This is a genomic window from Arthrobacter sp. TJ-254 (genome assembly GCF_058269175.1).
Window position 1 is genome coordinate 472,466 of sequence record NZ_JBZCNF010000004.1, and the last position, 25,797, is coordinate 498,262.

A 25,797-nucleotide genomic window follows, 5' to 3' on the forward strand; every position below is an offset into this window, starting at 1 on the left:
CCTCCGTCAAGCTTGATGCATCGACGGGGGAAGGGCGGCCAGCATGACGACGATTGACCTGAACAGCGATGTCGGCGAGTCGTTCGGCAACTGGACCTTCGGTGACGACGCGTCGATCATCCGGTCCGTCTCAAGCGCGAACGTGGCCTGCGGGTTCCACGCCGGCGACCCCTCGGGCATTCGGGCCACCTGCGCAGCGGCAGCCGGCGCCGGAGTGAGGGTCGGCGCCCATCCCGCTTACCGCGACCTTGCCGGTTTCGGACGCCGCTTCCTCGACGTGGCCCCGGCTGAACTGACGAACGACGTGGTGTACCAGATCGGCGCCCTCCAGGCCATTGCGCGGGCCGCCGGAACGGAGGTGGCCTACGTTAAACCGCACGGGGCGCTGTACAACACCATCGTCCACCACCAGGGACAGGCTCGCGCCGTCGTCGAGGCCGTGAAGGACGTCGACCCCTCCCTGCCCCTGCTCGTGCTGCCGGATTCGGAGATCGAACGCACCGCCCGGGCGGCAGGCCTTCGCACCGTCGTCGAAGCGTTCGCGGACAGGGCGTACACCCCGGCCGGGACGCTGGTTCCGCGCACGGAACCAGGCGCCGTGCTGTCAACCCACGCCGAAGTACTTGAGCACGTCCTACGCATCGCAACCGAGGGGCGGCTGCGCGCGATCGACGGGACCCTTGTCCCGGTCGCGGCGGAGAGCATCTGCGTCCACGGCGACACCCCGGGGGCGGTGGAGATGGCCTTCGCCGTCCGGCACGCGCTCCTCGATGCGGGTGTTGAAATAGCGGGTTTTGTCTGAGATGGCGCCGTTTCCCAACCTTCTCCCGGTCGGCGACCGCGCGGTGCTCGTCGAACTCGAAGGGCTGCCCGAGGTGCTGAGCCTTCAGGCGCAGCTGGACGCCGACCCGGACCCCGACCAGATCGACGTGGTGGCCGCCGCCCGCACGGTCCTGGTGACCGCCGGAAGCCGCAGGGGAGCGGAGCGGATCGCCGGGCGCATCCGCGGCTTTGACCTCTCGGCCTCCCCGGAGGTTGACGACGCGCTCGTTGAAATCGAGGTGGTTTACGACGGGGCCGACCTCGCCGATGTGGCAAGCGCCACGGGGCTCAGCGAGCAGGGGGTGGTCGAAGCGCACACCGCCCAGACCTGGACCGCTGCCTTCGGGGGGTTCTCCCCGGGCTTCGCCTACCTCGTGGGCGAGAACGAAAGCCTCGAGGTGGCGCGGCGCGCTTCCCCGAGAACCAGCGTGCCCGCCGGGGCGGTTGCCCTTGCCGGCAATTTCTCGGCCGTCTATCCACGGGAATCTCCCGGCGGCTGGCAGCTCATCGGGCGCACCGACGCGGTGCTGTGGGACCTCGCCCGGGAAAATCCGGCGTTGGTCCGGCCGGGAAACCGCGTGCGGTTCCGCGCGGTCCGGGGATCAATCAGGACCGCGGGCGGGGCGGGCTCTCCCCGGTACCGGCCGGGGGCTGCTGCCGGACCGGGGGCGGCCGGCGGGCTGACCGTCGCGAGTCCGGGCCTTTCCAGTACGATCCAGGATCTGGGCAGGCCGGGACTGGCGGCAATCGGCGTCCCGGGCTCCGGAGCGCTCGACAGGGCATCGTTCCGCCAGGCCAACCGGCTTGTGGGAAATCCGCCGGGCGCCGCGGCCGTCGAATCCGTCTTCGGCGGACTAACCCTCGAAGCCCGGGCCGACCAGGTGATCGCCGTGACCGGTGCGCTGGTGCCGCTGACGATCAGCGGCGTGGACGGCACCGAGCGGAATGCCGAACTCTGCGCTCCCTTCGTGCTGCGTGCGGGGGAGGCCCTTCAGGTTGGCTTCCCCTCGAAGGGGCTGCGCTCCTACACCGCCGTCCGTGGTGGGGTGGATCTCGCCCCCAGCCTGGGCAGCCGGAGCTCCGACACCCTGTCCGGGCTGGGGCCTCCGCCGCTGGCCGCCGGAACGCTCCTTGCGGTGGGGGAGGCCCACGCGGGCTCCCCTGTCGGAACCGCCGAACTGCCCCGCGAGTTTGATACCGAGGCATTGCTGAGAATCGTCCCGGGTCCGCGCGCCGACTGGTTCGCCGAAGGAGAGCTCCAACGCCTGTGCGAGGCCTCCTGGTCGGTGACGGTGCAATCGAACCGGATCGGCGTGCGCCTCGACGGTCCTCCACTCACCCGTCGTGACAGCGGTGAGCTTGCCAGTGAGGGTGTGGTCACCGGGTCCCTGCAGGTGCCGCCGTCGGGCCTTCCCGTTCTGTTCCTTGCCGACCACCCGGTGACCGGCGGCTACCCGGTGATCGCCGTCGTCATCGCCGAGGACCTGGACCGGGTGGCCCAGCTGCCTCCCGGCTCGGTTGTCCGGTTCTCCGCTGTACCGGAGCGTGCACCGACGCTCTGAGCCGCGCTACTCCCAGAGCTGGGCGAGGCCGCTCAGCGACTGGTAGCCGAGGAAGAGGGTCAGCAGCCACGCAGCCACTCCCACAATGAGCAGCCACTTGGGGTAGCGGTAACCGCCGAGGAGATCCCGGCGGCGCCAGGCCACCCAGAGGATCACCGCGAACCCGACCGGGAGGATCAACCCGTTCACCGCGCCCGCCATGATCAGCAGCGTCGTCGGCGCCTGCCCCAGGAACAGGTAGATGACGGCCGAAACGGCGATGAAGGCGCACGTGTAGAGGTTCCGCCGCCGCGGGCTCGTCCGTGAGCTGGTGATGAAGGAAACAGACGTGTAGGCGGAGCCGATGACCGAGGTGATCGCGGCCGACCACAGGATCACCCCGAAAAGCCTCAGCCCCACCTCCCCGGCAGCTATCTGGAAGGCCTCCGCCGCCTGGTTTTCGCTTGCCAGTTCGGCGCCTCCGGCCACCACCCCGAGGATGGCGAGGAAGAGCAGCACCCGGATGACGCCTGTGACAATGATGCCAAGGATCGAGCTCTTGGTGATCTGCCCGACATTTCCGGGCCCGGTCACTCCGGAGTCGAGCATCCTGTGGGCTCCGGCATACGTGATGTAGCCGCCGATTGTTCCGCCGATGAGCGTGGTGATAACGAGGAACTCGATCCGCTCGGGCAGTACCGCGTTGCGGAGGGCAAGCCCCACCGGCGGACCGGAAACGATTGCCACGTAGGCGGTCAACAGGATCATCACGGCACCCAGCACAACAACCACCCTGTCGAGTGCGGCCCCGGCACGCTTGACGAGGAACACGGCGATCGCGATGCAGGCCGAGACAATTCCGCCGATCTTGGGGTCGACGCCGAACATGGCGTTGATTCCGAGACCGGCACCGGCGGTATTACCGATGTTGAAGACCATCCCACCGAGGAAGATCAGGACCGCGAGCAACCAGCCGACACCCGGAAGCACGAGATTTCCCAGTTCCTGCGCGCGGCGGCCGGTGACTCCGATCACCCGCCACACATTCATTTGGACGGCGATGTCGACGCAGATCGACACAAGGATCGCGAACGCGAAGGCCGCCCCCAGCGTCACAGTGAAGGCAGTCGTCTGGGTGATGAAGCCCGGGCCGACAGCGCTGGTGGCCATGAGGAACATCGCGCCGAGAAGCGCGCCCCGCTGCGGATTGGCCGTTCTCTTCACGCCGGTTGCCATGGCGATCCCACCTTCGGCTCCGAAGGCAGCGGCCGGACGCCGGATGCCCGTGCGGAAATTGTATAAAGGGTGCTACGCCGGGGCAGGGATTTTTCCACGGCCGCCCGGCGTCGACAACCTCAGCCCCGGTTCCTAAAATGCCCGGGGCCTCAATGGCGGACGGCGCTGGCCGCCATTGAGGGGTTCAGGAGCGGGACACTTCATCCCGGACGCGAGGGGCCACTTCGGTGCCGAAGAGGCGCAGGTTCTCAAGGAGGACGGCGTTCGGCATCGGACCCAGCCCGTACTTGAGGTCGAACCGGTTCACTCCCAGTGCCTTCATGCTCCGGACAATCCGCCGTGCCACCGTCTCGGGGGATCCCACATAAAGCGAGCCGACGGCGATCTCCTTTTCGTAGAATTCCCGGGTGATGGGCGGGAACCCCCGCTCGTAGCGCGCCTCCAGCTGGAAGGTCTCGTACGTCGGCCAGTACTCCTCGATGGCCTGCTCGTCGGTGGCCGCGACATGGCCGGTGGAGTGCAGCCCGATGGGGAGCTCACCGAAGCCCGCCTCAGCGGTCGCCTGCCGGTACAGCTCGCTCAGCTTGGCGAAGCGTGCCGGATTGCCGCCGATCACGGCGAGCATCAGGGGGAAGCCGTACTGCGCCGCGCGCACAACCGACGCCGGGTTCCCGCCGACTCCGATCCAGGTGGGCAAGGCGCCGTCCGTGGTCCGCGGGAAGACATCGAGGCCGTCCATAGCGGGGCGGGTGGTGCCGGACCAGGTGACCGGCTTCTCGGACCGGAGCCGGGAGAACAGTTCAAGCTTCTCCTCGAACAGGCGGTCATAGTCCTCGAGGTCGAAGCCGAACAGGGGGAAGGATTCCTTGCTGGAGCCGCGGCCGAGAATCACTTCGGCCCGCCCCTGCGAGACCGCATCGAGTGTCGCATACCGCTGGAAGACCCGGACCGGGTCATCCGAGCTCAGGACGGTGACGGCCGAACCGAGCCGGATGCGGGAGGTCTGGCCGGCGACGGCCGCCAGGACGATGTCGGGCGCAGAGAGGGGCATCTCCTCAACGTGGTGCTCGCCGAGGCCAAAGAAATCGAGGCCCGATTCCTCGGCGACAACACCTTCACGCACCAGGGAGTGGATGCTGCGGGGCTGGCTGAGCAGCTCCCCGTCGCTGCCTCTTGTCACGTCGCCAAAACTGTCGACGCCGATCATGATCGGGTACTGCTCGAGGATTTCAGCCATTTCGTCTCCAACGCCTGGTGCTAGTAGTTGATGTATCAACTACCGAAAGCCTAGGGCCTATGTAATGGACATGTCAACAAAGCGAAATGCGCCTCATGATGTTGACATATCAACTACTCGAACATATAGTGGACATGTCAATCAATCGTGGAGGGGAAGTCATGGCTGCTTACAGCACCGCCAAGGAAAACCGGCAGCACAATCCAGCGCGCCGCAGCCCGACGGCCGCCGAGCTGGCCATCTGGCGGGATCTTCTCGACATGACGGCCGAACTTCGCCGGCGCATGGGCGTTGTCTTGAGCAGCTCGAATCTGTCCGGCCAGGACTATGAGGTCCTGCTGGCCCTGACCGAAGCGGACGGGCGCGAGCTGCGGTCCTCGGAACTGGCGGGGGCCATCAACTGGGAGCGCAGCCGGCTCTCCCACCACATCGGGCGGATGGAGAAGCGGGGCCTGGTGCGCCGCGAAGAATGCCTGACGGACAACCGTGGCGCCTTCGTCCAGCTGGCCGACGCCGGAGCCGACGCCTTCCGGCGTGCCTCGGTGCCGCAGCTCCAGGCGGTGAAGGAGCACTTCTCGGACGCCTTGACGCCGTCTCAGCTGGAGAACCTCGCCGACATCCTTGATTCACTCCACCAGCACTTTGAAGCCAATTCCTCCAAGGGGGACCCACGATGAGCAATACTCCTTCCGCCTCCAACCTCCCCCGCATCGGCGTTCTCGGAGCAGGCCATGTCGGCCCGGCCATCGGCCGGGTTGCCATCGAGGCCGGCTACCCGGTCTCCATCGCCGGGTCCGGCGACCCGGCGAAGATCGCCCTCATCACCCAGATCCTCGTTCCGGGAGCGAAGGCCGACTGGCCCGCGCAGGTGGCGGCCGAGGCCGACATCGTGATCCTGGCGATCCCGCTGCACAAGTTCAGTACCTTCGACCCGTCCCTGGTTGCCGGCAAGGTCGTCGTCGACCTGATGAACTACTGGGCACCCATCGACGGCACGCAGCAGCTGTTCGAGGACCCGCGCTATGGCAGCAGCGAAATCGTCCAGCGGCACCTCAGCGGTGCGCGGGTCGTCAAGTCCTTCAACCACGCCGGGTACCACGAGCTCGAAGCCGACCGCCGGCCGGCCGGCGCCGCGGATCGACTGGCGCTCGGAGTGGCCGGGGACGACCGGGGAGCGGTGGAGCTGGTCGCCGCCCTGGTGGAGAACATCGGCTACGACGCCGTCCTGCTGGACAGCCTCCGCGAGGGGCGGATCCTCGAACCCGGCGGGCCGGTCTTCGGCGCTTCGCTCAATGAGGAGCAGTTCGCGCAGGTCCTCACCGAGAAGACCGCGGCCTAGGCCGCACCGCTGTCCGCGGTCACACCGCTAGGGACCCTGCGGGAGTGCCCGCACCCACCACCCAGATAAAAGGAACAACTGTGAACGACTCACCAAGCCTGCGGACGGGCTTTCCCCTGACCTTCGGACTCGACACCTTCGGTGATGTCCATTCCGACGAGAACGGGACCCTCAATTCGCACGCCCAGACGGTCCGCAACATCGTCGAGCAGGGCGTCCTTGCGGATTCCGTGGGCATTGATTTCTTCGGCATCGGCGAGCACCACACCTACGACTACCCGCTCTCCGCCGGCGACCTGGTCCTCAGTGCCATTGCAGCGCGGACCAGGAACATCCATCTCGGCTCCGCCGTCACCGTGCTGAGCTCCGACGATCCCGTCCGCGTCTTCCAGCGGTACTCCACCCTGAACGCGCTGTCCTCGGGGCGGGCCGAGGTGATCCTGGGCCGTGGTTCGAGCATCGATTCGTTCCCGCTCTTCGGCTACGACCTCAGCGACTATGAAGTGCTCTTCGAGGAGAAGTCGGAACTGTTCGCCGAGCTGCTCAAGGGAAGCCCCGTCACCTGGACCGGCACAACCCGCGCGGCGCTCAAGGACCAGGACGTTGTCCCGCACCTCGAGGCTGAGCCGTTCCCCACCTGGATCGGCGTCGGGGGGAGCCCGCAGTCGGTTGTCCGGGCTGCCCGCCACGGGTACAACCTCATCCTTGCCATCATCGGCGGCTCGCCCGCCCGCTTCCAGCCGTTCTCCAACCTCTACCTCGAGGCGCTTGAGCACTTCGAGCGCCCGGCCCAGCCGATCGGCGTGCATTCCATGGGCCACGTGGCCGCGACCGACGAGCAGGCCCAGGAGGAGTTCTGGCCCCGGTACCTCGCGGTGATGAAGCATGTGAGCAAGACCCGTGGGTTCGCCATTCCAACCCCGGAATCGTTCAGGCACGAGATCGGCCCGCACGGCGCCATCTATGTCGGCTCCCCCGAGACGGTGGCCCGCAAGATCGCCGCCAACCTCAGGGTCCTCAACGCGTCCCGGTTCCAGCTCAAGTTCGGTATGACGGGCCTGGCGCACACCGCGGTGATGAACAACATCGAGCTGTACGGCACCAAGGTGATCCCCCTGGTCCGGGAGATCCTCGGCAGCGAATCCTGAGTGCTCAATGCTGCGGCACCGGCAGCGGGGCGGCACCGGTTTGGTGCCGCCCCGCTGCAGGTATTCCGTTAGAGGATGCCGCGGGGATCGTACGCCGCACGGACCTCCGCCAGCCGGATGCGCGTCTCGGCGGGCCAGGAGCTGAGGGCCGCCTCGTCCGCGGGTCGGGTCTGGAAGTTGATCAGAGTCCCGTCCGAGAGCCACGGGTCAAGCTGGGCCGTGACGTTTTCCATGACCTGCGGCAGGACCGTCTCGAAAAGGCTCGGATCGGGCACGCCGACCAGCAGGACCGAGTAGTCGGCGCTTCGCCCACCGACGGCGCTTCCCTCGGGGACATCGCGGCCGGCCGCACCTCCAAGGTGGCGCACTTCCGCTGCCACGACGGGAACGTTGACCTCGGGGCCAACGGCTCCAAGGAGTGCGGCCGCGAAGCCGGCATCGGCGTGGGTCAGGAGCCGCTGGACGCTGCCGTCCCATAGGGGAATCGGATCCGATGGGTCGTTGTGGATTGTTCCGATGTCAGCTGCCGCCATCTCACCGACCGCATCGATGAGCGCCGGGGCGGCCCCACGCAGGGGTGCCAGGAGCCGCTCGCCCTCTCCCGCGTCGCCCACATACGCCACGCGCAGGTGCAGCGCCGTCTTGCCGCGAAGCGGCTCAGGGATGAAGTCGAGCGGCGGGAACCGGACGATCGCCGCCGATGAGGTGAGCGTTTCGGGTACCGTCTTCGTCCACTCGAGCCAGGCGGTGAAGACACGTCCGACGTGTTCGGGGTCGAAGAACAGGGAACCGCCATACAGCGTCTCCAGTGGCACAAGTTCGAGCTCAAGGGAGGTGATCACGCCGAGGCCGCCTTTTCCGCCACGCAGCGCCCAGAACAGGTCGGGGTTGGTCATTGAATCGGCGTGGAGGAGGTCGCCGTCGCCGGTGACGACCCGGAAGCTGCGGACCCAGTCGGAGGATATGCCGAAGGTGCGCACCAGCGGGCCCACCCCGCCGCCGAGCAGGTAGCCGACGGCTCCGACATTCGTCGAGGAACCCACAACGGGTGCCAGGCCGTGCTTGGCCGCGGCTGCGACGACGTCACTGACGCGGTGCCCGGCCAGCACTGTCGCGGTGCGGCTCGAGGGGTCGATCTGCACGTCCCCCGCCAGCCGGGACGTGGTCAGCAGGAGGCCGTCGGTGACGTTGGCGTAGGATCCGTGGCCCGTGGCCAGAACGGTCAGCGGAAGGGAGTTATCCCCCGCGAAGCGCACGGCGGCTGCCACATCGGCCTCGGACTCGGCGCCCACCACCAGATCGGGGCGGTGCTCCACAAGCAGGTTGTACGCTGCCGCTTCCGCTGGGAGGCCTTCATCGCCGCGTGCGAACACCGGTCCTGAGATAAGGGTTCGCAGCTCGTTGAGCTGGTGTACTGAAATTTCTGCCATCGGGGAGGCCTTTCACGGGTAAGACGGAGGTGCGGTGCGGGCCGGTGTCTTGCCGCCGGAGCGGTCACCGGCGCGGGGGAGAACGGTAGGTCCGGGAAAAGGCCTGGTTACCGCGTATCGCTTCGGCCCCGTACGGGCGAATCACTGGCACTGCGGTTGGCGCGGGCCCCTGGCAGCCCAGCATTCCGCGTCCGCGGGTGGCAGGAGGGCAGTCAGGTAGCTTTTTGTCCAACTGTTCAACTATACGGAGAAATTCCCCGAACAGGTCAGCACGCGGCCGCACCCATGAGCGCAGGGCGGTCCGGGACTGGGCGCGGGTGAGAGAACTAACACGCGTCAGGCACCCGCCGCAGGCCCTTGACACATCAGGGGGCAGGGACCGCCCGGACGGTCCCTGCCCCCTGATGGCGCGCGGGCTCGTCAGCCGCCGTTGCTGGCCTTGAGGGCGTCGAGGATGACGCTGGTGACCACGTCGGGCTGGGAGACACCGACGGCGTGGGAGGCCCCGGCGACGTCCTCCGTGCGCCGGGATCCTGCCCGCTCTGCCATGAAGCGGTGCGCCGCGGCGGGGATGTTGAGGTCCTGGTCGCCGAAGACGAACCAGGAAGGGACGGACTTCCACGCCGGCTCGCCGGAGAAGGCCTCCCCAAGGGCCTTGTCGGGGATGGGGCGCTGGGTGGCGGCCATGAGGAATGCGACGTCGTCGGGCACGTCTTCGGCGAACTGGTGGTGGTACTTCTTCACGTCGATGTAGGTGTCGTTGGAGTCGTCGGGAAGCGGGTAGGTCACCAGGGTCGGCCCGAGGCTGCCGCCGGGGAACTTGCCCGAAAGGTCCGCTGCGCTTTCGCCGTCCTCAGGGGCGTAGGCGCCGACGAAGACCAGTGCGCGCACGTTAGGGTTGTCCGCCCCGGCCCGGGAGATGAGCATGCCGCCGTACGAGTGGCCCACAAGCACGACAGGGCGGTTCAGGCCGGCGACCACGCTGGCGAGGTATTCAGTGTCGACCGCAACTCCGCGCAGCGGGTTGGCCACGGCCAGGGCCGTGTAGCCTTCACGCTGCAGGCGTTCGATGACGCCGTTCCAGCTTGCCGACTCGGCGTACGCGCCGTGGATGAGTACCGCCAGCGGCCTTGATGAATCACTCATTGTTCTTCCCTTCGATTGGATTGCGGTCCTGCTTGAAGAGAGGCCAGGCCGCCCGGCCGGAGGGCCGTCCGGAGGTGCGGGAAACGGCGCTCAGATCCGGCTGCTGGAACGGCCTGTCGCCCTGCCGAATCCACGCTTCCGGAAGCGGTTCAGCAGGGAATTGAGATGCCTTGATCGGCTCTCTACCAGATAACCAAACATAGCGGCGGCCTTCCCGAAGGCAAGCGAATCCCCGAAATTCCCTGTGCGTTACGCCGGGCTCTCCCATTCTTCAGAGCACTCGCCGGTGCCCTGGAGATGCCGGCGGGCCTTCATCCGCTAGCCGGCGACGCTTTGCTCCGCACCGAAGAAGGAGGCGAGGGCCTTGGCGGTTTCACCCGGCAGTTCTTCGGGGATGAAGTGCCCGGACGGCAGGGACTGGCCGCTGACCTTTCCCCCGCACTGCGCCTGCCACAGGTCAACGGGCTGGAAGAGCCGGTTGACCACCGCGCGTTCCCCCCAGAGCACCTGGGTGTCACAGCGGATTTTCCCGCCGTTCGCCCTGCTCTCGCGGTCGTGCTCGAGGTCGATGCCTGCGCTCGCCCGGTAGTCCTCGCAGATGGCGTGGATGGTGCCGGGCTCGAAGCAGCGTTCATACTCGGCGAGCGCTGCGGGTTCGATGAACCCCAGCCCGCCGCCGCCCAGGCCGCCGAGGGTGGCGTGAAGGTAGGGCAGGGCGCTGCCCGTGATCATCTGCTCCGGCAGCGGCTTCGGCTGGATGAGGTGGAACCAGTGGTAGTACGCGGTCGCGAAGGCCATGTCCGTCGCGTTGTACATGTCCAAGGTGGGGGCGATGTCGATCACGCAGAGCTTGTCGAGGCGGTCCGGATGGTCGACGGCGAGCCGGTGGCCGACGCGCCCCCCGCGGTCGTGCCCGCAGAGAAGGAAACTCCCGCGCCCAAGGGCATCGACGACATCCACGAGGTCCTGGGCCATCGCGCGTTTGCTGTAATTGCTGTGGTCGGGCATCCCCGGTGCTTTCGACGAATCACCGTACCCGCGCAGGTCGGGCAGGACGATGAAGTACTCCCGGCGCAGCTCCTCCGCCACACGCCGCCACATGACGTGAGTCTGCGGTGAGCCGTGGACCAGAAGCAGGGTGGGGCCGGCTTCGTTGCCGCCGTACCGGGCGAAGATGGAGGCGCCTTCGACGTCGAAGGAGCGGGCTTCAAAACCCTCGAACCAGCCCGGGGCTTCTGTGGATTCCATGGCGGCGATCGTACTCTGCGCCGTGTGCCCGGTATACAGCTCAGCTCCACGTTACGCACGCAGCGCGGGCGCCCGGAAGTTCAGCCGCCGGCCACCGACTGCATGACCATCACCGTGCCGCCCGGCTCAACCGGGGTCTGGAGGAGCTGGAGCCGGCGCACATCCTCGCCGTCGACGTACACGTTGACGTATCGGCGCAGTTCACCTGTTTCATCGCGCAGGCGGCGTGCGAGAAGGGGACGCCCGTTGCACAGTTCCTCGAGGACCCCGGCAACGGTGGCAGGGGAGCGCAGTGGTACGTCGACCTCGCTGCGCCCTTCCGCGTAGGGCCGCAGGAGGGTGGGAAGCAGGACGGTGACGGAGTTGCCCATGGCGTGTTCGGGGTCAGCTGATGACGGCGGCGCGGACGCAGAGGACGTCGGGAAGGTTGGCCGTGACCTCGGTGAAGGTGGCACCCTCGTCGGCACTGGCGTAGACGCTTCCGCCGCGGGTGCCGAAATACACACCGGCCGGTTCGGCGGTGTCCACCGACGCCGCGTCGCGCAGGACAGCGTTGAACTCGCGGCGGGGAAGGCCTGTATCGAGCCGGGTCCAGGAGCCGCCCGCATCGTCGGTGCGGTGGACCGCGAGTTTGCCGTCGGGGGGAATCCTCTCCCCGTCGGCCTTCAGCGGAATCACCCAGGCCGTCCCGGAGCGGCGGGGATGGGCGAGCATGACGAACCCGAAGTCGGAAGGCAGGCCATCGGCGATCGAGTCCCACGATTCCGCTCCGTCCTCGCTCACATAGACACCATGGTGGTTCTGGGCGAAAAGGCGCTCCGGGTCCTGCGCATCGCGCGCGATCTTGTGGACGCACTGGCCGAACTCGGGCTGCGGGTCGGGCAGGAAATAGGCGGAGATTCCACGGTTGCGGGCCTCCCAGGACGCACCGCCGTCCCGCGAGCGGTACACCCCTCCGGTGCTCATCGCCACGTGCACCGTGTCATCGGCCGGGCTGGGCAGCACGGTGTGGGCGGCGGCGCCACCGTAACCCGCGCCCCAGTCCTGCCGGTGCGGGTGGTCCCACAGTGCCCGGTTGAGCTCGAAGTGCTCCCCGCCGTCGGTGGATTTCCACACGGAGATCGGTTCACAACCGGCCCAGACGACCCCGGGCCTGTTCTCGGAGTCCGGTTGAAGCTGCCAGATGCGCTCCAGCGCGGTGCCGTCGGCGGCGTCGAAACCGATGCCACCTCGTTCCGGCTCGGTCCAGCTGGCGCCGAGGTCATCCGAGTGGACCACCGAGGGTCCCCAGTGCTCGGAACGGGTGCCGACGAGGATCCGGGTGCCTCCGCCCCGGGTGTCGATACCAACGCTCGGGACTTCCTGCATGAGGAACATGGGTTCGGACAAGGTCCAGGAACGCCGGTCGGGGCTGGTGGCCAGCCATAGTCCCTTTTTCGTGCCAATCGCCAGAACAGCGCTGTTCTGATCCGTCATAACTCCCCCACGGTGTTTTTCCAAGGACGATGAGCGGTGCTTGTGATGCCACTGCGAGAATGGCACAGCCCCGCCCATCTGTACATAGACGGGCCCGGATAGGCCGCACCGCCCCGCCTAGACTTGCCCCATGGCCGTTTTCATCGATCCGCCGCTCTGGCCGGCGCACGGCACTGTCTTCTCGCACCTCATCTCCGACGCCTCCCTCGCGGAACTCCATGATTTCGCTGCCTCGGCCGGAGTGCCGGCCCGGGCCTTCGACCAGGACCACTACGACGTACCCTCACACCGGTACCCGGAGCTGGTCCGCCTCGGCGCGGTGGAGGTCAGCGGCGGCGAGCTGGTGCGCATCCTGGTGGGCAGCGGGCTGCGGGTGCCGGCCCGGAAGCGGCCGGGGCGGCTGCGCTCGGCGCTCCAGAGCAGGTGGAACGCCGTCCTGCGCGGGACGCCCGGAATCGGTGCGGAACTGCTGCAGCGGTGGAGCGAACCGCACCGGAAATACCACACGCCGGAGCATCTGCTGGCCGTCCTTGAGGCGCTCGACGCGCTGATGACGGCCCAGGACTCCTCCCTGCGCCGTCCCGTGCTGCTTGCCGCCTGGTTCCACGACGCCGTGTACCGGGGAGTGGCGGGCGGGGATGAGGCCGCCTCCGCGGCGCTCGCCGAACGCGCCCTCGCCGGAGCGGGCCTTCCCCGGCACGACATCGACGAGGTTTCCCGGCTTGTGCTGCTGACCGTCACTCACGCGCCGGCCCCCGGGGACCGGGCCGGTGCGCTCCTGTGCGACGCCGACCTTTCGGTGCTGGGCAGCCCGCCCGCTCGGTACAGCGAGTACCTGCGGGCCGTCCGGGCCGAATACGCTTCGGTGCCCGAGGCCGACTTCGCGGCAGGCAGGGCCAAGGTCCTCCAGCGCCTGCTTGCGATCGAGCCCCTGTTCTCGACGGCGGAGGGTTCACGCCTCTGGTCCGGGCGGGCCCGCGCCAACCTCTCGACCGAGCTCGCCGCCCTGGCCGGTGCCGCCGGGCGGGCCGGGGCGGGAGAAACCAGCCGGTAGCCCGCCGGTTTCCCGCGCAGCGCCGGCGTCACGGGGCTGAACCGATGCGGGGCCGGCGGGCCGCCCGCACATCTGAAGGGGAAGAAAATGAGTGGACACCCAGGAACCTCCTACCGGGCCGAGTTCACCGAGGAGCGCGGCTATCTCAACTTCGCCAGCTACGGGCCTCCCTCGCGGATGGTTATCGAAACCGCGGTGGAGCTGCTTCATGTGGCGGCAGGTGGAGCGGTGGGAGCGAGGGATGTGCTGCAGGGGCACGAACTGCGCGCCCGGAGCGCTTTCTCACGGCTCAGCGGGTTCCCGCTCGAGCGGGTGACCCTCGTTCCGCACACCTCCTTTGGACTGTTCCAGGTGGCCTTCGGTATCACCGGGGGCCCGGTGCTTGTCGGATCGGGAGAGTTCCCCGCCAACTTGTACCCCTGGCACAAGGCCGAGGGGAGGGGCGGCGGTGAAGTGCTTCGGGTGGGCGCGCCCGGGGATTTCATGACGGCCGAGACAGTGGAGCGGTCGCTGACCCCTGACACCGTGGCGCTCGCCGTGAGCGCCGTCGATTTCCGGACCGGGTACCGTGCGGATCTCGCCGCCATCCGGGAGGTGCTGGGCCCGGATCGGCTGCTGGTTGTCGACGGGATTCAGGGGTTCGGCGTGCTGGACCAGGACTGGACGGTGGCCGATGCCCTCATCGTGGGCGGCCAGAAATGGATCCGGGGCGGCTGGGGCGCCGGGGTGCTTGCGTTGTCCGAGGCGGGCCTCGACCGGATCCGGCCCGTTCTCGGTGGCTGGTCCGGAGTTCAGGAGGCCGCCGACTACGACGGCGCGCTCCATGCGCCCCTTTCAGGCGCACTCCGGTTCTCCATGTCCAACCTCTCGCCGACCGCCGTCGGGCCCTTCGCGGCGGCCCTTGAGCTCATCGAACCGGCGACCGTCCCGTGGATTGAAGCGCAGGTGGGCCAGACAGTCGAACTGCTGCTTGCCGATCTCGATGCGGCGGGGGTGCGCGTCGTTTCAGCTGTGGAGCCCGCCCGCCGGGCCGGCATCGTCGTTGCAGAGATCCCCGGGGGGATGGCGGCGGCCGCCCTCGCGGACCTCGCCGGCGCCGGCATCACCGCCACGCAGCACGGAAGCGGGCGGATCCGCCTTTCACCCCATGTGACAACGCCCGCCGACGCCCTCGCCGAGGCGGCGGGAATGCTGGGACGCAGGGCTTCCTCCGGGTTCCCGGGGTGAGGCGGGCGGAAGGCAGGGCCTGCCGCCGGCCTCACCGAAAGGGCCTAGGAGTTGTCCGGGGCTTTGACGGCGAGGACGGGGCGGTCGGCTTGGAGGAGGATCCGCTGGGCGTGGCTGCCCATGATGAACTTGCCCACCTGCGATCGGCGGCGCAGCCCGATAACGATCAGTGAGGCACCGGTTTCCTCGGCGATCTCCATGAATTCCTCGGTCAGGTCATCGGTGTGCCCGGGCTGGCGCACCACCGCTTCGATATTCACTGCTTTCGCCCGTGCGAGCAGGCCCGCGACCTGCTCGTCGGAAGCGAGCGCCGCATCTACGGGTGCTCCCTTCCGCGGGGAGTTGAGGATCACGATGCCGGTGTTCCTCAGCCGGGCCTCCTCAAGGCCGGCCTCCAGGGCTGCCTCTCCCTCAGGGGTGGGGACATATCCAATGAGAATGCTCATACTGACTCCTTGTCGTGAATCGTCGCGTTTGCGGTTTTCTTGGCCCGTGCCTTCTTCAAGCCGCTCTGGACGACGGGCAGCAGCACCACCAGGACGAAGACCAGGAGCAGGACCCCGGAGATCGGCCTGGTGATGAACCCGGTGGGGTCGCCGCCAAAGAGCAGCAGCGAACGGCGCAGGCTCTCCTCGAGCAGCGCTCCGAGAACGAAGGCAAGAACGAGGGGCCCCGGTTCGAAGCCGAACTTCTTCATGAGGTAGCCCAGGACGCCGAAGACGATCACGAGCCAGATATCGAAGATGCTGTTGTTGATCGTGTAGACGCCGATCAGTGTGATGAGCACCGTCACCGGGGCCAGGATCGCCGGGCGCACCCGCAGGACCTTCACGAAAATCCCCACGAGCGGGATGCTCATGATCAGCAGCAGGATATTGCCGATGTACATGGAGTTGACGACGCCCCAGAACAGTTCCGGGTCATTCTGGACCAACTGGGGGCCGGGCGTGACCCCTTGGATCAGCAGGGCCCCGAAGATGATTGCCATTGTTGCGTTGGCGGGAATGCCCAGGGTGAGCAGCGGAATGAACGAGGACGTTGCCGCAGCGTTGTTCGCCGATTCCGGGGCCGCGACCCCCTCGATCGCTCCACGGCCGAACCGGGAGGGATCCTTGGCCCGCTTTTTCTCCATCGCGTACGCCGCCATCGAGGACAGGGTGGCTCCACCGCCGGGCAGGATCCCGAGGAAGAACCCGAGAACCGACCCGCGGCCGATGGCTCCGGAGGACTGCTGGAGGTCCTTTCGCGAGGGCCAGACGTTGGCAACCTTCGAGGGAGCCTGGACCTTGTTGTGGCGCTGCTCGAGGTTGTAGAGGATCTCGCCGAGGCCGAAGATACCCATGGCGATGGGAACGAAGTCGAGCCCGTCGGCGAGGGAGAGGCTGCCGAAGGTGAAACGGGAGCCGCCGGTGAACCCGTCGCGGCCCACGGTGGCCAGGAGGAGGCCGATGGCCGCCGCAATAAGGGCTTTCAGTTTGCCGCCGTTGCTGACCGTTGCGACAAGCAGGATGCCGAGCAGGGCGAGGGCTGTGTATTCCGGTGGTCCAAAGTCGAGGGCGAATCCGGCGACGAGGGGCGCCAGGAGGGTGAGTCCGATGATCGAAATGGTGCCGCCGACGAACGAGCCGATGGCGGCGATTCCGAGGGCGGTGCCGGCCTTTCCCTGTCTGGCCAGCGCATACCCGTCGAAAACCGTAACGACCGAGGACGCCTCGCCCGGCAGGCGCAGCAGGACGGAGGTGATCGTCCCGCCGTACTGGGCTCCGTAGAAGATGCCCGAGAGCATGATGATTGCCGTGACGGGTTCAACGCCATAGGTCAGCGGCAGCAGGATGGCGATTGTCGCTGCGGGGCCAAGCCCGGGCAGGACGCCGATGAGCATGCCGATGACGACGCCGAGCAGGCAGTACAGGAGGTTGACGGGTTCGAGCACGACGCCGAATCCGTTGACGACCGGTTCAAGAAAGTCCATGGGTTTTCCCTAGAAAAGATGCGGGATGGGCACGTTGAGTGCGAAGACGAAGAGCAGGTAGAAGCAGGCGGTGATGACCACGCTGAGCAAGACCGACATGCGCCAGGTCTCTTTCCCCAGGAAGCGGAGCCAGATCAGTGTCAACACCAGCGCGGGGATCTCAAAGCCGATCGTGCCGATCAGGGAAGCGAAACCGATGAGGGTCGCCAGCCCCGCGATCACCTGGAGGCTTGAGCCCGAAAATTTTTCGGCGTCGACCGCCTTGCGGCCGAAAAGCGCAAGGGCGGCCGCCAGCGCCACGAGCACGACGCTGATGATGAATGGCCACATCCCCGGCCGAGGGTCGGCGGGTGTGCCAAGGCCCATCCCCACGGCGCCGATGATGCCCGCGGTTCCAACGGCCGCCACCACCAGGGCGGAGGCCACATTGGCGAGCGGGCCCGCCGCCGGGGGCTTCTCCTCTTCCCACTCGGCGGCGAGGTCCTCCGGCACAAGATCTTCGGCCGGTTCCCCGGCCATGCCCTCCGCGTGGACGGCCGGCTTTGCGCCGTCCACGCTGGAGCTGCCACCTTTGGAGAGGGAAGTCACTGTCCGCCGCCGAGGTCGATCTCGTATTTCTCAACGAGTTCCTTGTACTTCGCGGCGTTCGCCGTCCACTCCTCGGTGACCTGGCTGCCGTCGACCTCATGGGGGGTGAAGAGGTTCTCCTCGTTGAATTTCTTGTACTCCTCGGAATCGAAGGCCGCGGTGATTGATTCACGCAGCTTCTCAAGGACCGGCTCGGGGGTTCCCTTGGGTGCGGCAACGGCCCGGTACTGTGACACCGGAACGTCGTAGCCGGCTTCAACAGCCGTCGGGGTGTCGGGAAGGTACTGGTTGCGCTCCTCGGAGAAGGTGATAATCGGCGTGAGCGTCCCGGCCTCGATCTGCGGCATTGCCTCGCCGAGCTGGATGGTGGCGAGGTCCACCTGATTGCCCAGCAGGGCGGTCATGGCAGGGGAGCCCCCGTCGAACGGCACATCGGTTCCCTCGACGCCTGCCTGCTTGAACAACAGTGCCTGGGCGAGCTGGCTGCCGGTGCCAACGCCGGTCGTCGCGAAGTTGAAGCTCTTGTCCGCGGCCACGATGTCCTCAATCGTCTTGAGCCCCGACTTCGCGTTCGCCACCAACACGTAGTCGTCCTGGGAGATGCCGCTGACGATCTCGAGGTCATCGAGGTTCACTGCCTCGTCCTCTCCCACGGCGAGTGGGGTGATGGCGATCAACGACGCGTTGAGCAGGACCAGGGTGTGGCCGTCCGGCTCGGAGTTGGCCACTTCCTGCGTCGCGAGCGCCCCGTTTGCTCCTGGCTTGTTGACCACGGGAATCGCCACTCCAAGGCTTTCCGCCGCGTGTTCTGCGACAGCGCGTCCAATAAGGTCGGTGCTTCCGCCGGGATCCTGGCCGATCGTCAGGGTCACCGGGCCAGAGGGAAAGTCACTGCCTTCGGAGTCGGCGCCGGGATTGGCCACGTTGCCACCACAGGCTGAGAGCGATACGGCGAGAACGACGGCGGCGCCGGCGGCTGCTGCCGACCTGAGGCAGGGCTTGGAATTCTTCATGAAATTCTCCTTAGATGAGAAGTGCGTCGCCGTAGGCGGTCCGGATCGTGTGATTGGAGTCACTTCGCATCCGACATATGAAGCATAGGAAGCGCCGCCATGCATGTCTAAGCCCCATAAAGTATAAAGTGATACCCTCAGGGCATTATGTATTCCCTCGACCAGCTCCGTGGATTCGTCGCCGTCGCAGAGGAACTGCACTTCGGCCGGGCGGCCGAACGTCTCCGCATGACCCAGCCCCCTTTGAGCCGCCAGATCCAGAAGCTTGAGCGCGCCATCGACGTCCGGCTCTTCGACCGTGACAACCGCGGGGTCACCCTCACCGCGGCTGGAGAGGCCTTCCTCCACGAAGCCCGCCGGCTTCTTGCCCTCGTTGAAAGCGCCCCCGATCTTGCGCGCCGCATCTCCGCCGGCTCGGCGGGCACCGTAAGGATCGGCTTTACTGCAGCCTCCACCTTCGGGATCCTCGGAGCGCTGCTCAACGAGATCTCCAGCCAGCTGCCGGAAATCGAGATCGACCTGCAGGAGATGGTCACCCGGGAGCAGGTTGGAGCCCTCGTTGAAGGAGAGATCGACCTCGGGCTGGCACGCCCGCCCTTCGATGAGGAGCTCTTCGGATCCCGGCTGCTGTACCGCGAGCCCCTTGTCGTTGCCGTCCCGAGTGGGCACAGCCTCGCCGCGGTCGGGCGTCCGGTCACCGCGCAGGACCTGCGGTCGGAGCGGATCATCATGCACTCGCCGACCGAGGCCAAGTACTTCTACGACCTCATTGTTGGCCTGGCACCGGCCGGTGGACTCACCTATGTCCACACCGTCGCCCAGATCCTGACCATGATCTCCCTTGTTGCAGCGGGGCGCGGCATCGCCCTCGTGCCGCACTCCGCGTCCGTGCTCGGCATCGAGGGGATCGAGTACCTGGAGACGAGCGGTTTCGGGGCCGATCCGGTGGAGCTTTACGCCATCTGGCTCAAGGAGTCGCGCAACCCCGCCCTGCGCCGCGTCCTTGAGGCAATCTCCGACCACCTGGAGTAACCCCGGTGGGGCTCCTGCTATGCCGTAGGGGTATCAATCCATACAAAAACAATCTTAGACAGGCATTGAGCGGCTCCCTAGGCTGGCGTCATATTCATATTCCTTCGCCGCGTGGCAACCCGCGGACGCCCTCACCTAAGGACATTGTTCTGTGGCTCATCTGAATCCCGCCGAGCTGGCGACCCAAGTCAAGTCAGGCCTGCTCTCCTTTCCCGTCACACACTTCGATGCCCAGCTCCAGTTCGATGAGGATCGCTACCGGGACCACCTGGCCTGGCAGGCCGGCTACGACGTCGCCGGGCTCTTCGCGGCGGGAGGCACCGGTGAGGGTTTCTCCCTGACCACTGGGGAACTGGACCGCGTGGTGCGGGTCGCCGTCGACGAAATCGGGGGCAAGGTCCCGGTGATCGCACCGGCGACCGGTGGCACCTTCTCGGGCATCGAGCAGGCCCGCGCAGCACAGGAGGCCGGCGCCGACGGCATCCTGCTGATGCCGCCCTACCTCACCGAGGCGGACCAGGAGGGCCTGATCGAGCATGTGAGCGCGGTGTGCCGTTCCACCGACCTGGGCGTCATCGTCTACAGCCGGGCCAACGCCGTCCTCAACGACCGTTCGGTCGCCATCCTTGCAGACCGCAACCCCAACCTCGTCGGGTTCAAGGATGGAATCGGGAACATTGAGCAGATGACCCGCATCTATGCGCGGGTGGGGGACCGCCTCGCGTATATCGGCGGCCTGCCAACGGCTGAAACCTTCGCGCTTCCCCTTCTGCAGCTCGGGGTCAGCACCTATTCGTCGGCGATGTTCAACTTCGCGCCGGAGTTCGCGCTCGCCTTCTACAAGGACGTCGTGGCCCAGGACCGCGACGCGGTGTACGGCAAACTCAACGACTTTGTCATCCCCTACCTCGATATCCGCGATCGGGTGAAGGGGTACGGCGTGTCGATCATCAAGGCGGGGCTCGACGCCGTGGGCCGCAACGGCGGCCCGGTCCGGCCGCCCCTGCAGAACCTCACCGAGACCGACCTCTCGGATCTCACAGCCCTCATCCAGAAGATCGGCCAGGAGCACCCATGACCACAACCACCGCCGCAGCTGTCACCGGACAATCCATCCTCGCCGGCACCGCCGTCTTCGGTGATGCCGGGACCGTCCGCGCCGTCAATCCGGCCACCGGGGCCGAGCTCGAACCCGCCATCGGGCTCGTCAGCACCGAACAGCTCGCCCGGGCGGCCGCCGCCGCCGACGCTGCCTTCGACTCCTACCGCGCGACCACACCGGAGCAGCGCGGCGCCTTCCTCGAGCGCATCGCCGACAACATCGACGCGCTCGGGCCGGTCCTTACCGAGCGCGCCGTTCAGGAGACGGGCCTTCCCGCGGGACGGATCGACGGTGAGCGCGCCCGCACCGTCGGCCAGCTCCGACTCTTCGCGGCAGTTGTCCGCCAGGGGGACCATCTCCAGGCGCGCATCGATCCCGCCGAGCCGGAGAGAAGCCCCCTGCCGCGCGCCGACATCCGCCTGCGCCACATCGGGCTGGGCCCGGTTGCCGTCTTCGGTGCAAGCAACTTCCCCCTCGCTTTTTCGACAGGGGGCGGCGACACCGCCTCGGCCCTTGCGGCCGGGTGCCCCGTCATCGTGAAGGCCCACAACGCCCACCCCGGCACGGCCGAACTCGTCGGACAGGCAATCACGCAGGCGGTCCTCGACAGCGGCCTTCCCGGAGGGGTCTTCTCCCTGGTGTTTGGAGCCGGCACCACGATCGGCCAGGCCCTTGTTGCCGACCCGCGGATCAAGGCCGTCGGCTTCACCGGTTCACGCAGCGGAGGACTCGCCCTGATGAAGACCGCCGCGGCCCGGCCGGAACCGATACCCGTTTACGCCGAAATGTCCTCGATCAACCCCGTCTTCGTCCTGCCCGCAAGCCTGGAAGGCGACACCACGAGTCTTGCGGCGGATTTCATCGGTTCGCTGACCATGGGTTCTGGCCAGTTCTGCACAAACCCCGGCCTGATCTTCGTGCCCGCCGGCGCGGAGGGGGACGCCTTCATTCATGCCGCAGCAGGAATACTTGGAGAAACCCCCGGAGCGACGATGCTGACGGCCGGAATCGCCACGGCGTGCAGCGTGGGCATCAATGCCCTGCGGGCCGCCCCCGGCGTGGAGCAGGTAGCCGAAGGCCTGCCCGGCAGCACGGAGAACGCACCCGCCCCCGCGCTCTTCAGTACGTCGACCCGGACCTTCATCGACAGTCCGGCACTCCAGGAGGAGGTCTTCGGTGCCGCGGGTGTCTTCATCCGGTACGAAAGCCCCGAGGACCTCACTGACGCGGCGGAAATCCTCCAGGGCCAGCTCACGGCAACGGTCCACGCCGCCCCCGCCGACTCCGGCGCCGCGGCGAAACTGCTGCCGGTCCTTGAGCGCAAGGTGGGGCGGATCCTCTTCAACAGCTGGCCAACAGGCGTCGAGGTGGGGCATGCGATGGTCCACGGCGGGCCGTTCCCTGCAACCTCGGACCCGCGGTCGACCTCCGTGGGAACCCTCGCCATCCAGCGTTTCCAGCGCCCGGTGAGCTACCAGAACATCCCCGACGCGCTGCTGCCCGACCCCCTGCAGGAGGCCAACCCTTGGCACCTGAACCGGCGCGTCGACGGCACCGTTCGAAATTGGGAAGGCTGAACGATGACGGTCAACACCCCGGTCATCGTGTCTGTCGAAGCAGTGCCGGTCGCCGGCCACGACAGCATGCTCCTGAACCTCAGCGGTGCCCACGGCCCGTTCTTCACCCGGAACATCGCCATCCTCACCGACAGCAACGGTAATACCGGGCTGGGGGAAGTTCCCGGTGGGGAGGCGATCCGCGCCACCATCGAGGACGCGGGGAACCTCCTGATCGGACAGCCCCTTCCCCGGTACCGCCAGCTGCTCCGGCGTGTGGCCGAGGAATTCGCCGACCGGGATGCCGGCGGGCGGGGAGCCCAGACCTTCGACCTGCGCACCACAATCCACGCCGTCACCGCACTGGAGTCGGGCATGCTCGACCTTCTGGGCCAGCACCTCGACGTGCCTGTCGCCGAACTTCTCGGTGAGGGGCAACAGCGGGACAAGGTGCAGATGCTCGGCTACCTCTTCTACATCGCCGACAGCAACAGGACCGACCTTCCCTACCTCATCGAGGAAAACCCGCACGATGACTGGGAGCGGCTGCGGCGGCAGGAGGCAATGACCCCGGAGGCCATCGTGGCCCTCGCCGAGGCAGCCCACCAGCGCTACGGCTTTCAGGACTTCAAGCTCAAGGGCGGTGTCCTCTCCGGCGCGGAGGAGGTCAAAGCCGTCAAGGCGCTCGCGGCCCGGTTCCCAGACGCGAGGATCACCCTCGACCCGAACGGCGGGTGGCTGCTCAAGGAAGCCATCGAGCTGTGTTCCGACCTGCGCGGGGTGCTCGCCTACGCCGAGGATCCCTGCGGCCCCGAAAACGGTTTCTCGGGACGGGAGACGATGGCCGAATTCAAGCGGGCGACCGGCCTGCCGACGGCGACGAACATGATCGCCACCGACTGGCGCCAGATGGCCCATGCCGTGCGCACCCACGCCGTCGACATCCCCCTCGCCGACCCGCACTTCTGGACCATGCAGGGATCGGTCAGGGTGGCCCAGCTGTGCAGCGACTTCGGTCTGACGTGGGGTTCGCATTCGAACAACCACTTCGACATCTCCCTTGCCATGTTCACCCATGTGGGTGCCGCCGCGCCCGGAAAGGTCACGGCGCTTGACACTCACTGGATCTGGCAGGACGGACAGCCCCTCACCCGGGACCCTCTGACGATCACCAACGGGTACATCGAGGTTCCGGACCGCCCGGGACTGGGCATTGAACTGGACCGGGAGGCTCTTCAGCGGGCCCATGAGCTCTACCTTCAGCATGGACTCGGTGCGCGCGATGATGCCGCAGCAATGCAGTACCTCGTTCCCCAGTGGCAGTTCGATCCAAAGCGCCCCTGCCTCGTGCGGTAAGCAGCCGATGCCGAATGAAACCGCCCCCCGGCAATGCCGGAGGGGAGCCGCAGCATCAACGAAGGGGGTCGGGGGTGGGCGGGGTTCTCGCGGGGTTCACCATCGTGGCGATTGTCATCGTCGTCGGGTACCTCGCCGGCCGCCTCGGAATCGGCGGTCCGTCGGCCGGCCAGGCGTTGACGCAGACGGCATTCTTCATCACCAATCCAGCCCTGCTCTTCACGGTCCTCGCCCAGGCCGATCTCGCGCAGGTGTTCTCCGCCTATGTGCCGATCGCGCTCCTCGCGGCGGTAACGACGGCACTTCTGTACCTGGCAATCAGCCTGATCTGGTTCCGCCGGCCCGCGGCGGAGACCGCAGTAGGAGCGATGTCCAGCTCGTACGTCAACGCGAACAACATCGGCATACCCATCGCGGTCTACGCGCTGGGCAACGCAACCCCGGTGGCCCCGGTGCTGCTGATGCAGCTGCTCGTGCTCGCACCCACGTACCTGACCATCCTCGACCTGACCTCCGGCCGGACGCCGTCCGTGCGGCGGATCTTCACCCAGCCGTTCCGCAATCCAATGATCATCGCCTCCCTGCTGGGTATCCTCATCTCCTGGACGGGGCTGAGGGTGCCGGGCGTTCTCTGGGAGCCACTGATGCTGCTGGGCGGGGCGGCGGTTCCCCTGGTCCTCATGGCCTTTGGAATGTCACTGCACGGCAGCACCCCGCTGAAGGACAGGAACAGCAGGGCGGAGGTGATCACCGTCGTGGCACTGAAAGCACTTGTCATGCCTGCAGTGTCCTATGCCGCGGCCACGTACGTCTTCGGCCTGAGCCGGGAGCTCGTGTTCGGCGCAGTCCTCATGGCGGCCCTGCCGACGGCGCAGAACGTGTTCATGTTCGCCAGCCGCTACGGCAGGGGTACGGCGCTGGCCCGCGACGTCGTCCTCCTGTCGTCGGCAGCAGCGGTTCCGGTCCTTGTAGGAGCGGCATGGCTCCTCGCCTGAAGTCCACCCTCGGTCCGCCCACCCGCCGTCCCTCGGCCACAGTTTCAGTTCGTCACCCAACCAACCCCGGGAGATCCAATGAGCAGTGCAACACCCGCCCCGACCCTGCTGTCCGTGGTATCGGGGGGCGAAGCCACGACCGACCGCATCCGCCACGTTGAGCTCTCCACGCTCGTCCTACCCCTGGCGGTGCCCATCAGTGACGCGAAGGTGCTCACCGGCCGGCAGGAGCCAATGACGGAGATCGTGTTCCTCGTCGCGGAGATCCTGACCGACAACGGAGCGTCGGGGATCGGCTTCAGCTACTCCAAGCGCGCCGGTGGCCCTGCGCAGTACGCCCACGCCCGCGAGATCGCCGACCGCCTGCTCGGCGAGGATCCAAGCGACATTGGACGCATCTACCAGAAGCTGCTGTGGGCCGGAGCGTCGGTGGGCCGCAGCGGCGTCGCCACCCAGGCGATCGCCGCCTTCGATATCGCGCTCTACGACCTCAAGGCAAAGCGGGCCGGCCTGCCGCTCGCGAAGCTGCTCGGCGCATACCGCGACTCGGTGCAGACCTACAACACCTCGGGCGGGTTCCTCCAGGCTCCGGTCGAGGAGGTCAAGGAGCGGGCGTCGCAGTCGCTGGCCGAGGGGATCGGCGGCATCAAGATCAAGGTGGGGCATCCTGACTCGAAGGTCGATCTCGCCCGCGTCACAGCACTGCGCGAACATCTTGGTCCCGACGTGCCCTTCATGGTCGACGCGAACCAGCAGTGGGACCGGCCGACGGCGATGCGGATGGGTCGGGCGCTCGAAGAGTACAACCTTGTCTGGATCGAAGAGCCGCTCGACGCCTACGACGCCGAGGGCCACGCGCAGCTCGCGGCACGCCTCGACACGTCAATCGCGACCGGGGAGATGCTTTCCAGCGTCGGTGAGCATGTGAGCCTCATCGAGAACCGTTCGGTGGACATCATCCAACCCGATGCGCCACGGATAGGCGGAATCACGCCGTTCCTGCGGCTTGCCGCCCTGGCCGACCAGGCGGGACTGCAGCTTGCTCCGCACTTCGCGATGGAGATCCACCTGCACCTCGCCGCGGCCTACCCCCGGGAGCCTTGGGTTGAGCACTTCGAGTGGCTGAATCCCCTGTTCAACGAACGGCTTGAGACGAAGGACGGCAGGATGACCGTTCCGAACCGGCCCGGACTCGGGTTCACCCTCAGCGACCGGGCCCGGGCGTGGACGACCGACAGGGTGGAGTTCGGAAGGAAGTAGCAGGGCGGTTCCTCGGGGC

The 25,797-nt window shown here is 67.2% G+C and carries 24 protein-coding genes; 13 read left to right on the forward strand and 11 right to left on the reverse strand.

What is annotated here, in order from left to right; genetic code table 11:
• Positions 1-43: 43 nt before the first annotated feature.
• Both AC4D14_RS13775 and AC4D14_RS13780 read left to right on the forward strand, forming a co-directional pair.
• Positions 44-802 (forward strand): LamB/YcsF family protein, encoded by a 759-nt coding sequence (locus AC4D14_RS13775; protein ID WP_490903178.1) that lies wholly within the window; start codon positions 44-46, stop codon positions 800-802.
• Between the two features lies 1 nt (position 803).
• On the forward strand, positions 804-2,384 hold the full coding sequence (locus tag AC4D14_RS13780; RefSeq protein WP_490903180.1) for a 5-oxoprolinase subunit B/C family protein: 1,581 nt from the start codon (positions 804-806) through the stop codon (positions 2,382-2,384).
• A gap of 6 nt (positions 2,385-2,390) precedes the next feature.
• Here the strand turns inward: AC4D14_RS13780 and AC4D14_RS13785 are convergent, their stop codons facing one another.
• Entirely contained in the window at positions 2,391-3,599 is a 1,209-nt protein-coding gene (locus tag AC4D14_RS13785; protein WP_490903182.1) for an NRAMP family divalent metal transporter, read from the reverse strand.
• A gap of 184 nt (positions 3,600-3,783) precedes the next feature.
• Positions 3,784-4,836, reverse strand: a complete 1,053-nt coding sequence (locus AC4D14_RS13790) for an LLM class flavin-dependent oxidoreductase (RefSeq protein WP_490903183.1) — start codon at positions 4,834-4,836, stop codon at positions 3,784-3,786.
• Positions 4,837-4,997: 161 nt separating this feature from the next.
• Between AC4D14_RS13790 and AC4D14_RS13795 the strand changes: the two genes are divergently transcribed.
• From AC4D14_RS13795 to AC4D14_RS13805, 3 genes are all read left to right on the forward strand, one after another.
• Positions 4,998-5,513, forward strand: coding sequence for a MarR family winged helix-turn-helix transcriptional regulator (locus AC4D14_RS13795; protein WP_490903185.1), 516 nt, complete (start codon positions 4,998-5,000; stop codon positions 5,511-5,513).
• Entirely contained in the window at positions 5,510-6,175 is a 666-nt protein-coding gene (locus AC4D14_RS13800; protein ID WP_490903187.1) for an NADPH-dependent F420 reductase, read from the forward strand. The genes AC4D14_RS13795 and AC4D14_RS13800 overlap by 4 nt, the downstream gene beginning before the upstream one ends.
• An 80-nt stretch (positions 6,176-6,255) precedes the next feature.
• Positions 6,256-7,323 carry an LLM class flavin-dependent oxidoreductase gene (locus AC4D14_RS13805; RefSeq protein ID WP_490903188.1) on the forward strand — a complete coding sequence of 356 codons (1,068 nt, stop codon included), beginning with the start codon at positions 6,256-6,258 and terminating at the stop codon, positions 7,321-7,323.
• 68 nt (positions 7,324-7,391) lie between these two features.
• Here the strand turns inward: AC4D14_RS13805 and AC4D14_RS13810 are convergent, their stop codons facing one another.
• The 5 genes from AC4D14_RS13810 to AC4D14_RS13830 all read right to left on the reverse strand — a co-directional run bounded on the left by AC4D14_RS13810 (position 7,392) and on the right by AC4D14_RS13830 (position 12,623).
• Complete coding sequence (locus tag AC4D14_RS13810; protein ID WP_490903189.1) at positions 7,392-8,753, reverse strand: FAD-binding oxidoreductase; 1,362 nt, start codon at positions 8,751-8,753, stop codon at positions 7,392-7,394.
• Between the two features lie 420 nt (positions 8,754-9,173).
• Positions 9,174-9,899 (reverse strand): alpha/beta fold hydrolase, encoded by a 726-nt coding sequence (locus AC4D14_RS13815; RefSeq protein ID WP_490903190.1) that lies wholly within the window; start codon positions 9,897-9,899, stop codon positions 9,174-9,176.
• Positions 9,900-10,217: 318 nt separating this feature from the next.
• Positions 10,218-11,147, reverse strand: coding sequence for an alpha/beta fold hydrolase (locus AC4D14_RS13820; RefSeq protein ID WP_490903191.1), 930 nt, complete (start codon positions 11,145-11,147; stop codon positions 10,218-10,220).
• An 80-nt stretch (positions 11,148-11,227) separates the two neighbouring features.
• Positions 11,228-11,518, reverse strand: a complete 291-nt coding sequence (locus AC4D14_RS13825; protein WP_490903192.1) for a MoaD/ThiS family protein — start codon at positions 11,516-11,518, stop codon at positions 11,228-11,230.
• 13 nt (positions 11,519-11,531) lie between these two features.
• A complete protein-coding gene (locus tag AC4D14_RS13830; protein ID WP_490903193.1) occupies positions 11,532-12,623 on the reverse strand; it encodes a WD40/YVTN/BNR-like repeat-containing protein in 1,092 nt (363 codons plus the stop codon).
• A gap of 130 nt (positions 12,624-12,753) precedes the next feature.
• On the opposite strand from AC4D14_RS13830, the gene AC4D14_RS13835 reads away from it, so the two are divergent.
• Both AC4D14_RS13835 and AC4D14_RS13840 read left to right on the forward strand, forming a co-directional pair.
• A complete protein-coding gene (locus AC4D14_RS13835) occupies positions 12,754-13,677 on the forward strand; it encodes a DUF4031 domain-containing protein (protein ID WP_490903195.1) in 924 nt (307 codons plus the stop codon).
• 87 nt (positions 13,678-13,764) lie between these two features.
• Positions 13,765-14,904: an aminotransferase class V-fold PLP-dependent enzyme gene (locus AC4D14_RS13840; protein ID WP_490903196.1), complete on the forward strand. Its 1,140-nt coding sequence runs from the start codon at positions 13,765-13,767 to the stop codon at positions 14,902-14,904.
• 44 nt (positions 14,905-14,948) lie between these two features.
• Here AC4D14_RS13840 and AC4D14_RS13845 read toward each other — a convergent pair whose 3' ends face one another.
• From AC4D14_RS13845 to AC4D14_RS13860, 4 genes are read right to left on the reverse strand one after another with little or no spacing between them, the layout of a single operon-like run.
• On the reverse strand, positions 14,949-15,350 hold the full coding sequence (locus AC4D14_RS13845; protein WP_490903197.1) for a universal stress protein: 402 nt from the start codon (positions 15,348-15,350) through the stop codon (positions 14,949-14,951).
• On the reverse strand, positions 15,347-16,876 hold the full coding sequence (locus tag AC4D14_RS13850; protein ID WP_490903199.1) for a tripartite tricarboxylate transporter permease: 1,530 nt from the start codon (positions 16,874-16,876) through the stop codon (positions 15,347-15,349). The genes AC4D14_RS13845 and AC4D14_RS13850 overlap by 4 nt, the downstream gene beginning before the upstream one ends.
• A 9-nt stretch (positions 16,877-16,885) precedes the next feature.
• The gene (locus AC4D14_RS13855; protein ID WP_490903200.1) at positions 16,886-17,431 is read right to left on the reverse strand and encodes a tripartite tricarboxylate transporter TctB family protein; all 546 of its coding nucleotides are present in this window, start codon (positions 17,429-17,431) and stop codon (positions 16,886-16,888) included.
• Positions 17,432-17,460: 29 nt separating this feature from the next.
• A complete protein-coding gene (locus AC4D14_RS13860; protein ID WP_490903201.1) occupies positions 17,461-18,477 on the reverse strand; it encodes a tripartite tricarboxylate transporter substrate binding protein in 1,017 nt (338 codons plus the stop codon).
• A 147-nt stretch (positions 18,478-18,624) separates the two neighbouring features.
• Here AC4D14_RS13860 and AC4D14_RS13865 point away from each other — a divergent pair, with 147 nt between their 5' ends.
• The 6 genes from AC4D14_RS13865 to AC4D14_RS13890 all read left to right on the forward strand — a co-directional run bounded on the left by AC4D14_RS13865 (position 18,625) and on the right by AC4D14_RS13890 (position 25,778).
• Positions 18,625-19,509, forward strand: a complete 885-nt coding sequence (locus tag AC4D14_RS13865; protein WP_490903203.1) for a LysR family transcriptional regulator — start codon at positions 18,625-18,627, stop codon at positions 19,507-19,509.
• Between the two features lie 151 nt (positions 19,510-19,660).
• Positions 19,661-20,587 (forward strand): 5-dehydro-4-deoxyglucarate dehydratase, encoded by a 927-nt coding sequence (gene kdgD / locus AC4D14_RS13870; protein WP_490903205.1) that lies wholly within the window; start codon positions 19,661-19,663, stop codon positions 20,585-20,587.
• Entirely contained in the window at positions 20,584-22,188 is a 1,605-nt protein-coding gene (locus AC4D14_RS13875) for an aldehyde dehydrogenase (NADP(+)) (protein WP_490903207.1), read from the forward strand. Before kdgD ends, AC4D14_RS13875 begins: the two co-directional genes overlap by 4 nt.
• A gap of 3 nt (positions 22,189-22,191) precedes the next feature.
• On the forward strand, positions 22,192-23,523 hold the full coding sequence (locus AC4D14_RS13880) for an enolase C-terminal domain-like protein (RefSeq protein WP_490903208.1): 1,332 nt from the start codon (positions 22,192-22,194) through the stop codon (positions 23,521-23,523).
• A gap of 74 nt (positions 23,524-23,597) precedes the next feature.
• The gene (locus tag AC4D14_RS13885) at positions 23,598-24,518 is read left to right on the forward strand and encodes an AEC family transporter (RefSeq protein WP_490903318.1); all 921 of its coding nucleotides are present in this window, start codon (positions 23,598-23,600) and stop codon (positions 24,516-24,518) included.
• A 78-nt stretch (positions 24,519-24,596) separates the two neighbouring features.
• On the forward strand, positions 24,597-25,778 hold the full coding sequence (locus AC4D14_RS13890) for an L-talarate/galactarate dehydratase (RefSeq protein ID WP_490903209.1): 1,182 nt from the start codon (positions 24,597-24,599) through the stop codon (positions 25,776-25,778).
• The last annotated feature ends 19 nt before the right edge of the window (positions 25,779-25,797 follow it).

What these genes read in the sequence shown, in the direction of transcription:
- AC4D14_RS13775 (WP_490903178.1), top strand. Translation starts at nt 44, where the DNA reads ATGACGACGATTGACCTGAACAGCGATGTCGGCGAGTCGTTCGGCAAC.
- AC4D14_RS13780 (WP_490903180.1), top strand. Translation starts at nt 804, where the DNA reads ATGGCGCCGTTTCCCAACCTTCTCCCGGTCGGCGACCGCGCGGTGCTC.
- AC4D14_RS13785 (WP_490903182.1), bottom strand. Translation starts at nt 3,599, where the DNA reads ATGGCAACCGGCGTGAAGAGAACGGCCAATCCGCAGCGGGGCGCGCTT.
- AC4D14_RS13790 (WP_490903183.1), bottom strand. Translation starts at nt 4,836, where the DNA reads ATGGCTGAAATCCTCGAGCAGTACCCGATCATGATCGGCGTCGACAGT.
- AC4D14_RS13795 (WP_490903185.1), top strand. Translation starts at nt 4,998, where the DNA reads ATGGCTGCTTACAGCACCGCCAAGGAAAACCGGCAGCACAATCCAGCG.
- AC4D14_RS13800 (WP_490903187.1), top strand. Translation starts at nt 5,510, where the DNA reads ATGAGCAATACTCCTTCCGCCTCCAACCTCCCCCGCATCGGCGTTCTC.
- AC4D14_RS13810 (WP_490903189.1), bottom strand. Translation starts at nt 8,753, where the DNA reads ATGGCAGAAATTTCAGTACACCAGCTCAACGAGCTGCGAACCCTTATC.
- AC4D14_RS13815 (WP_490903190.1), bottom strand. Translation starts at nt 9,899, where the DNA reads ATGAGTGATTCATCAAGGCCGCTGGCGGTACTCATCCACGGCGCGTAC.
- AC4D14_RS13820 (WP_490903191.1), bottom strand. Translation starts at nt 11,147, where the DNA reads ATGGAATCCACAGAAGCCCCGGGCTGGTTCGAGGGTTTTGAAGCCCGC.
- AC4D14_RS13825 (WP_490903192.1), bottom strand. Translation starts at nt 11,518, where the DNA reads ATGGGCAACTCCGTCACCGTCCTGCTTCCCACCCTCCTGCGGCCCTAC.
- AC4D14_RS13830 (WP_490903193.1), bottom strand. Translation starts at nt 12,623, where the DNA reads ATGACGGATCAGAACAGCGCTGTTCTGGCGATTGGCACGAAAAAGGGA.
- AC4D14_RS13835 (WP_490903195.1), top strand. Translation starts at nt 12,754, where the DNA reads ATGGCCGTTTTCATCGATCCGCCGCTCTGGCCGGCGCACGGCACTGTC.
- AC4D14_RS13840 (WP_490903196.1), top strand. Translation starts at nt 13,765, where the DNA reads ATGAGTGGACACCCAGGAACCTCCTACCGGGCCGAGTTCACCGAGGAG.
- AC4D14_RS13845 (WP_490903197.1), bottom strand. Translation starts at nt 15,350, where the DNA reads ATGAGCATTCTCATTGGATATGTCCCCACCCCTGAGGGAGAGGCAGCC.
- AC4D14_RS13850 (WP_490903199.1), bottom strand. Translation starts at nt 16,876, where the DNA reads ATGGACTTTCTTGAACCGGTCGTCAACGGATTCGGCGTCGTGCTCGAA.
- AC4D14_RS13860 (WP_490903201.1), bottom strand. Translation starts at nt 18,477, where the DNA reads ATGAAGAATTCCAAGCCCTGCCTCAGGTCGGCAGCAGCCGCCGGCGCC.
- AC4D14_RS13865 (WP_490903203.1), top strand. Translation starts at nt 18,625, where the DNA reads ATGTATTCCCTCGACCAGCTCCGTGGATTCGTCGCCGTCGCAGAGGAA.
- AC4D14_RS13875 (WP_490903207.1), top strand. Translation starts at nt 20,584, where the DNA reads ATGACCACAACCACCGCCGCAGCTGTCACCGGACAATCCATCCTCGCC.
- AC4D14_RS13880 (WP_490903208.1), top strand. Translation starts at nt 22,192, where the DNA reads ATGACGGTCAACACCCCGGTCATCGTGTCTGTCGAAGCAGTGCCGGTC.
- AC4D14_RS13890 (WP_490903209.1), top strand. Translation starts at nt 24,597, where the DNA reads ATGAGCAGTGCAACACCCGCCCCGACCCTGCTGTCCGTGGTATCGGGG.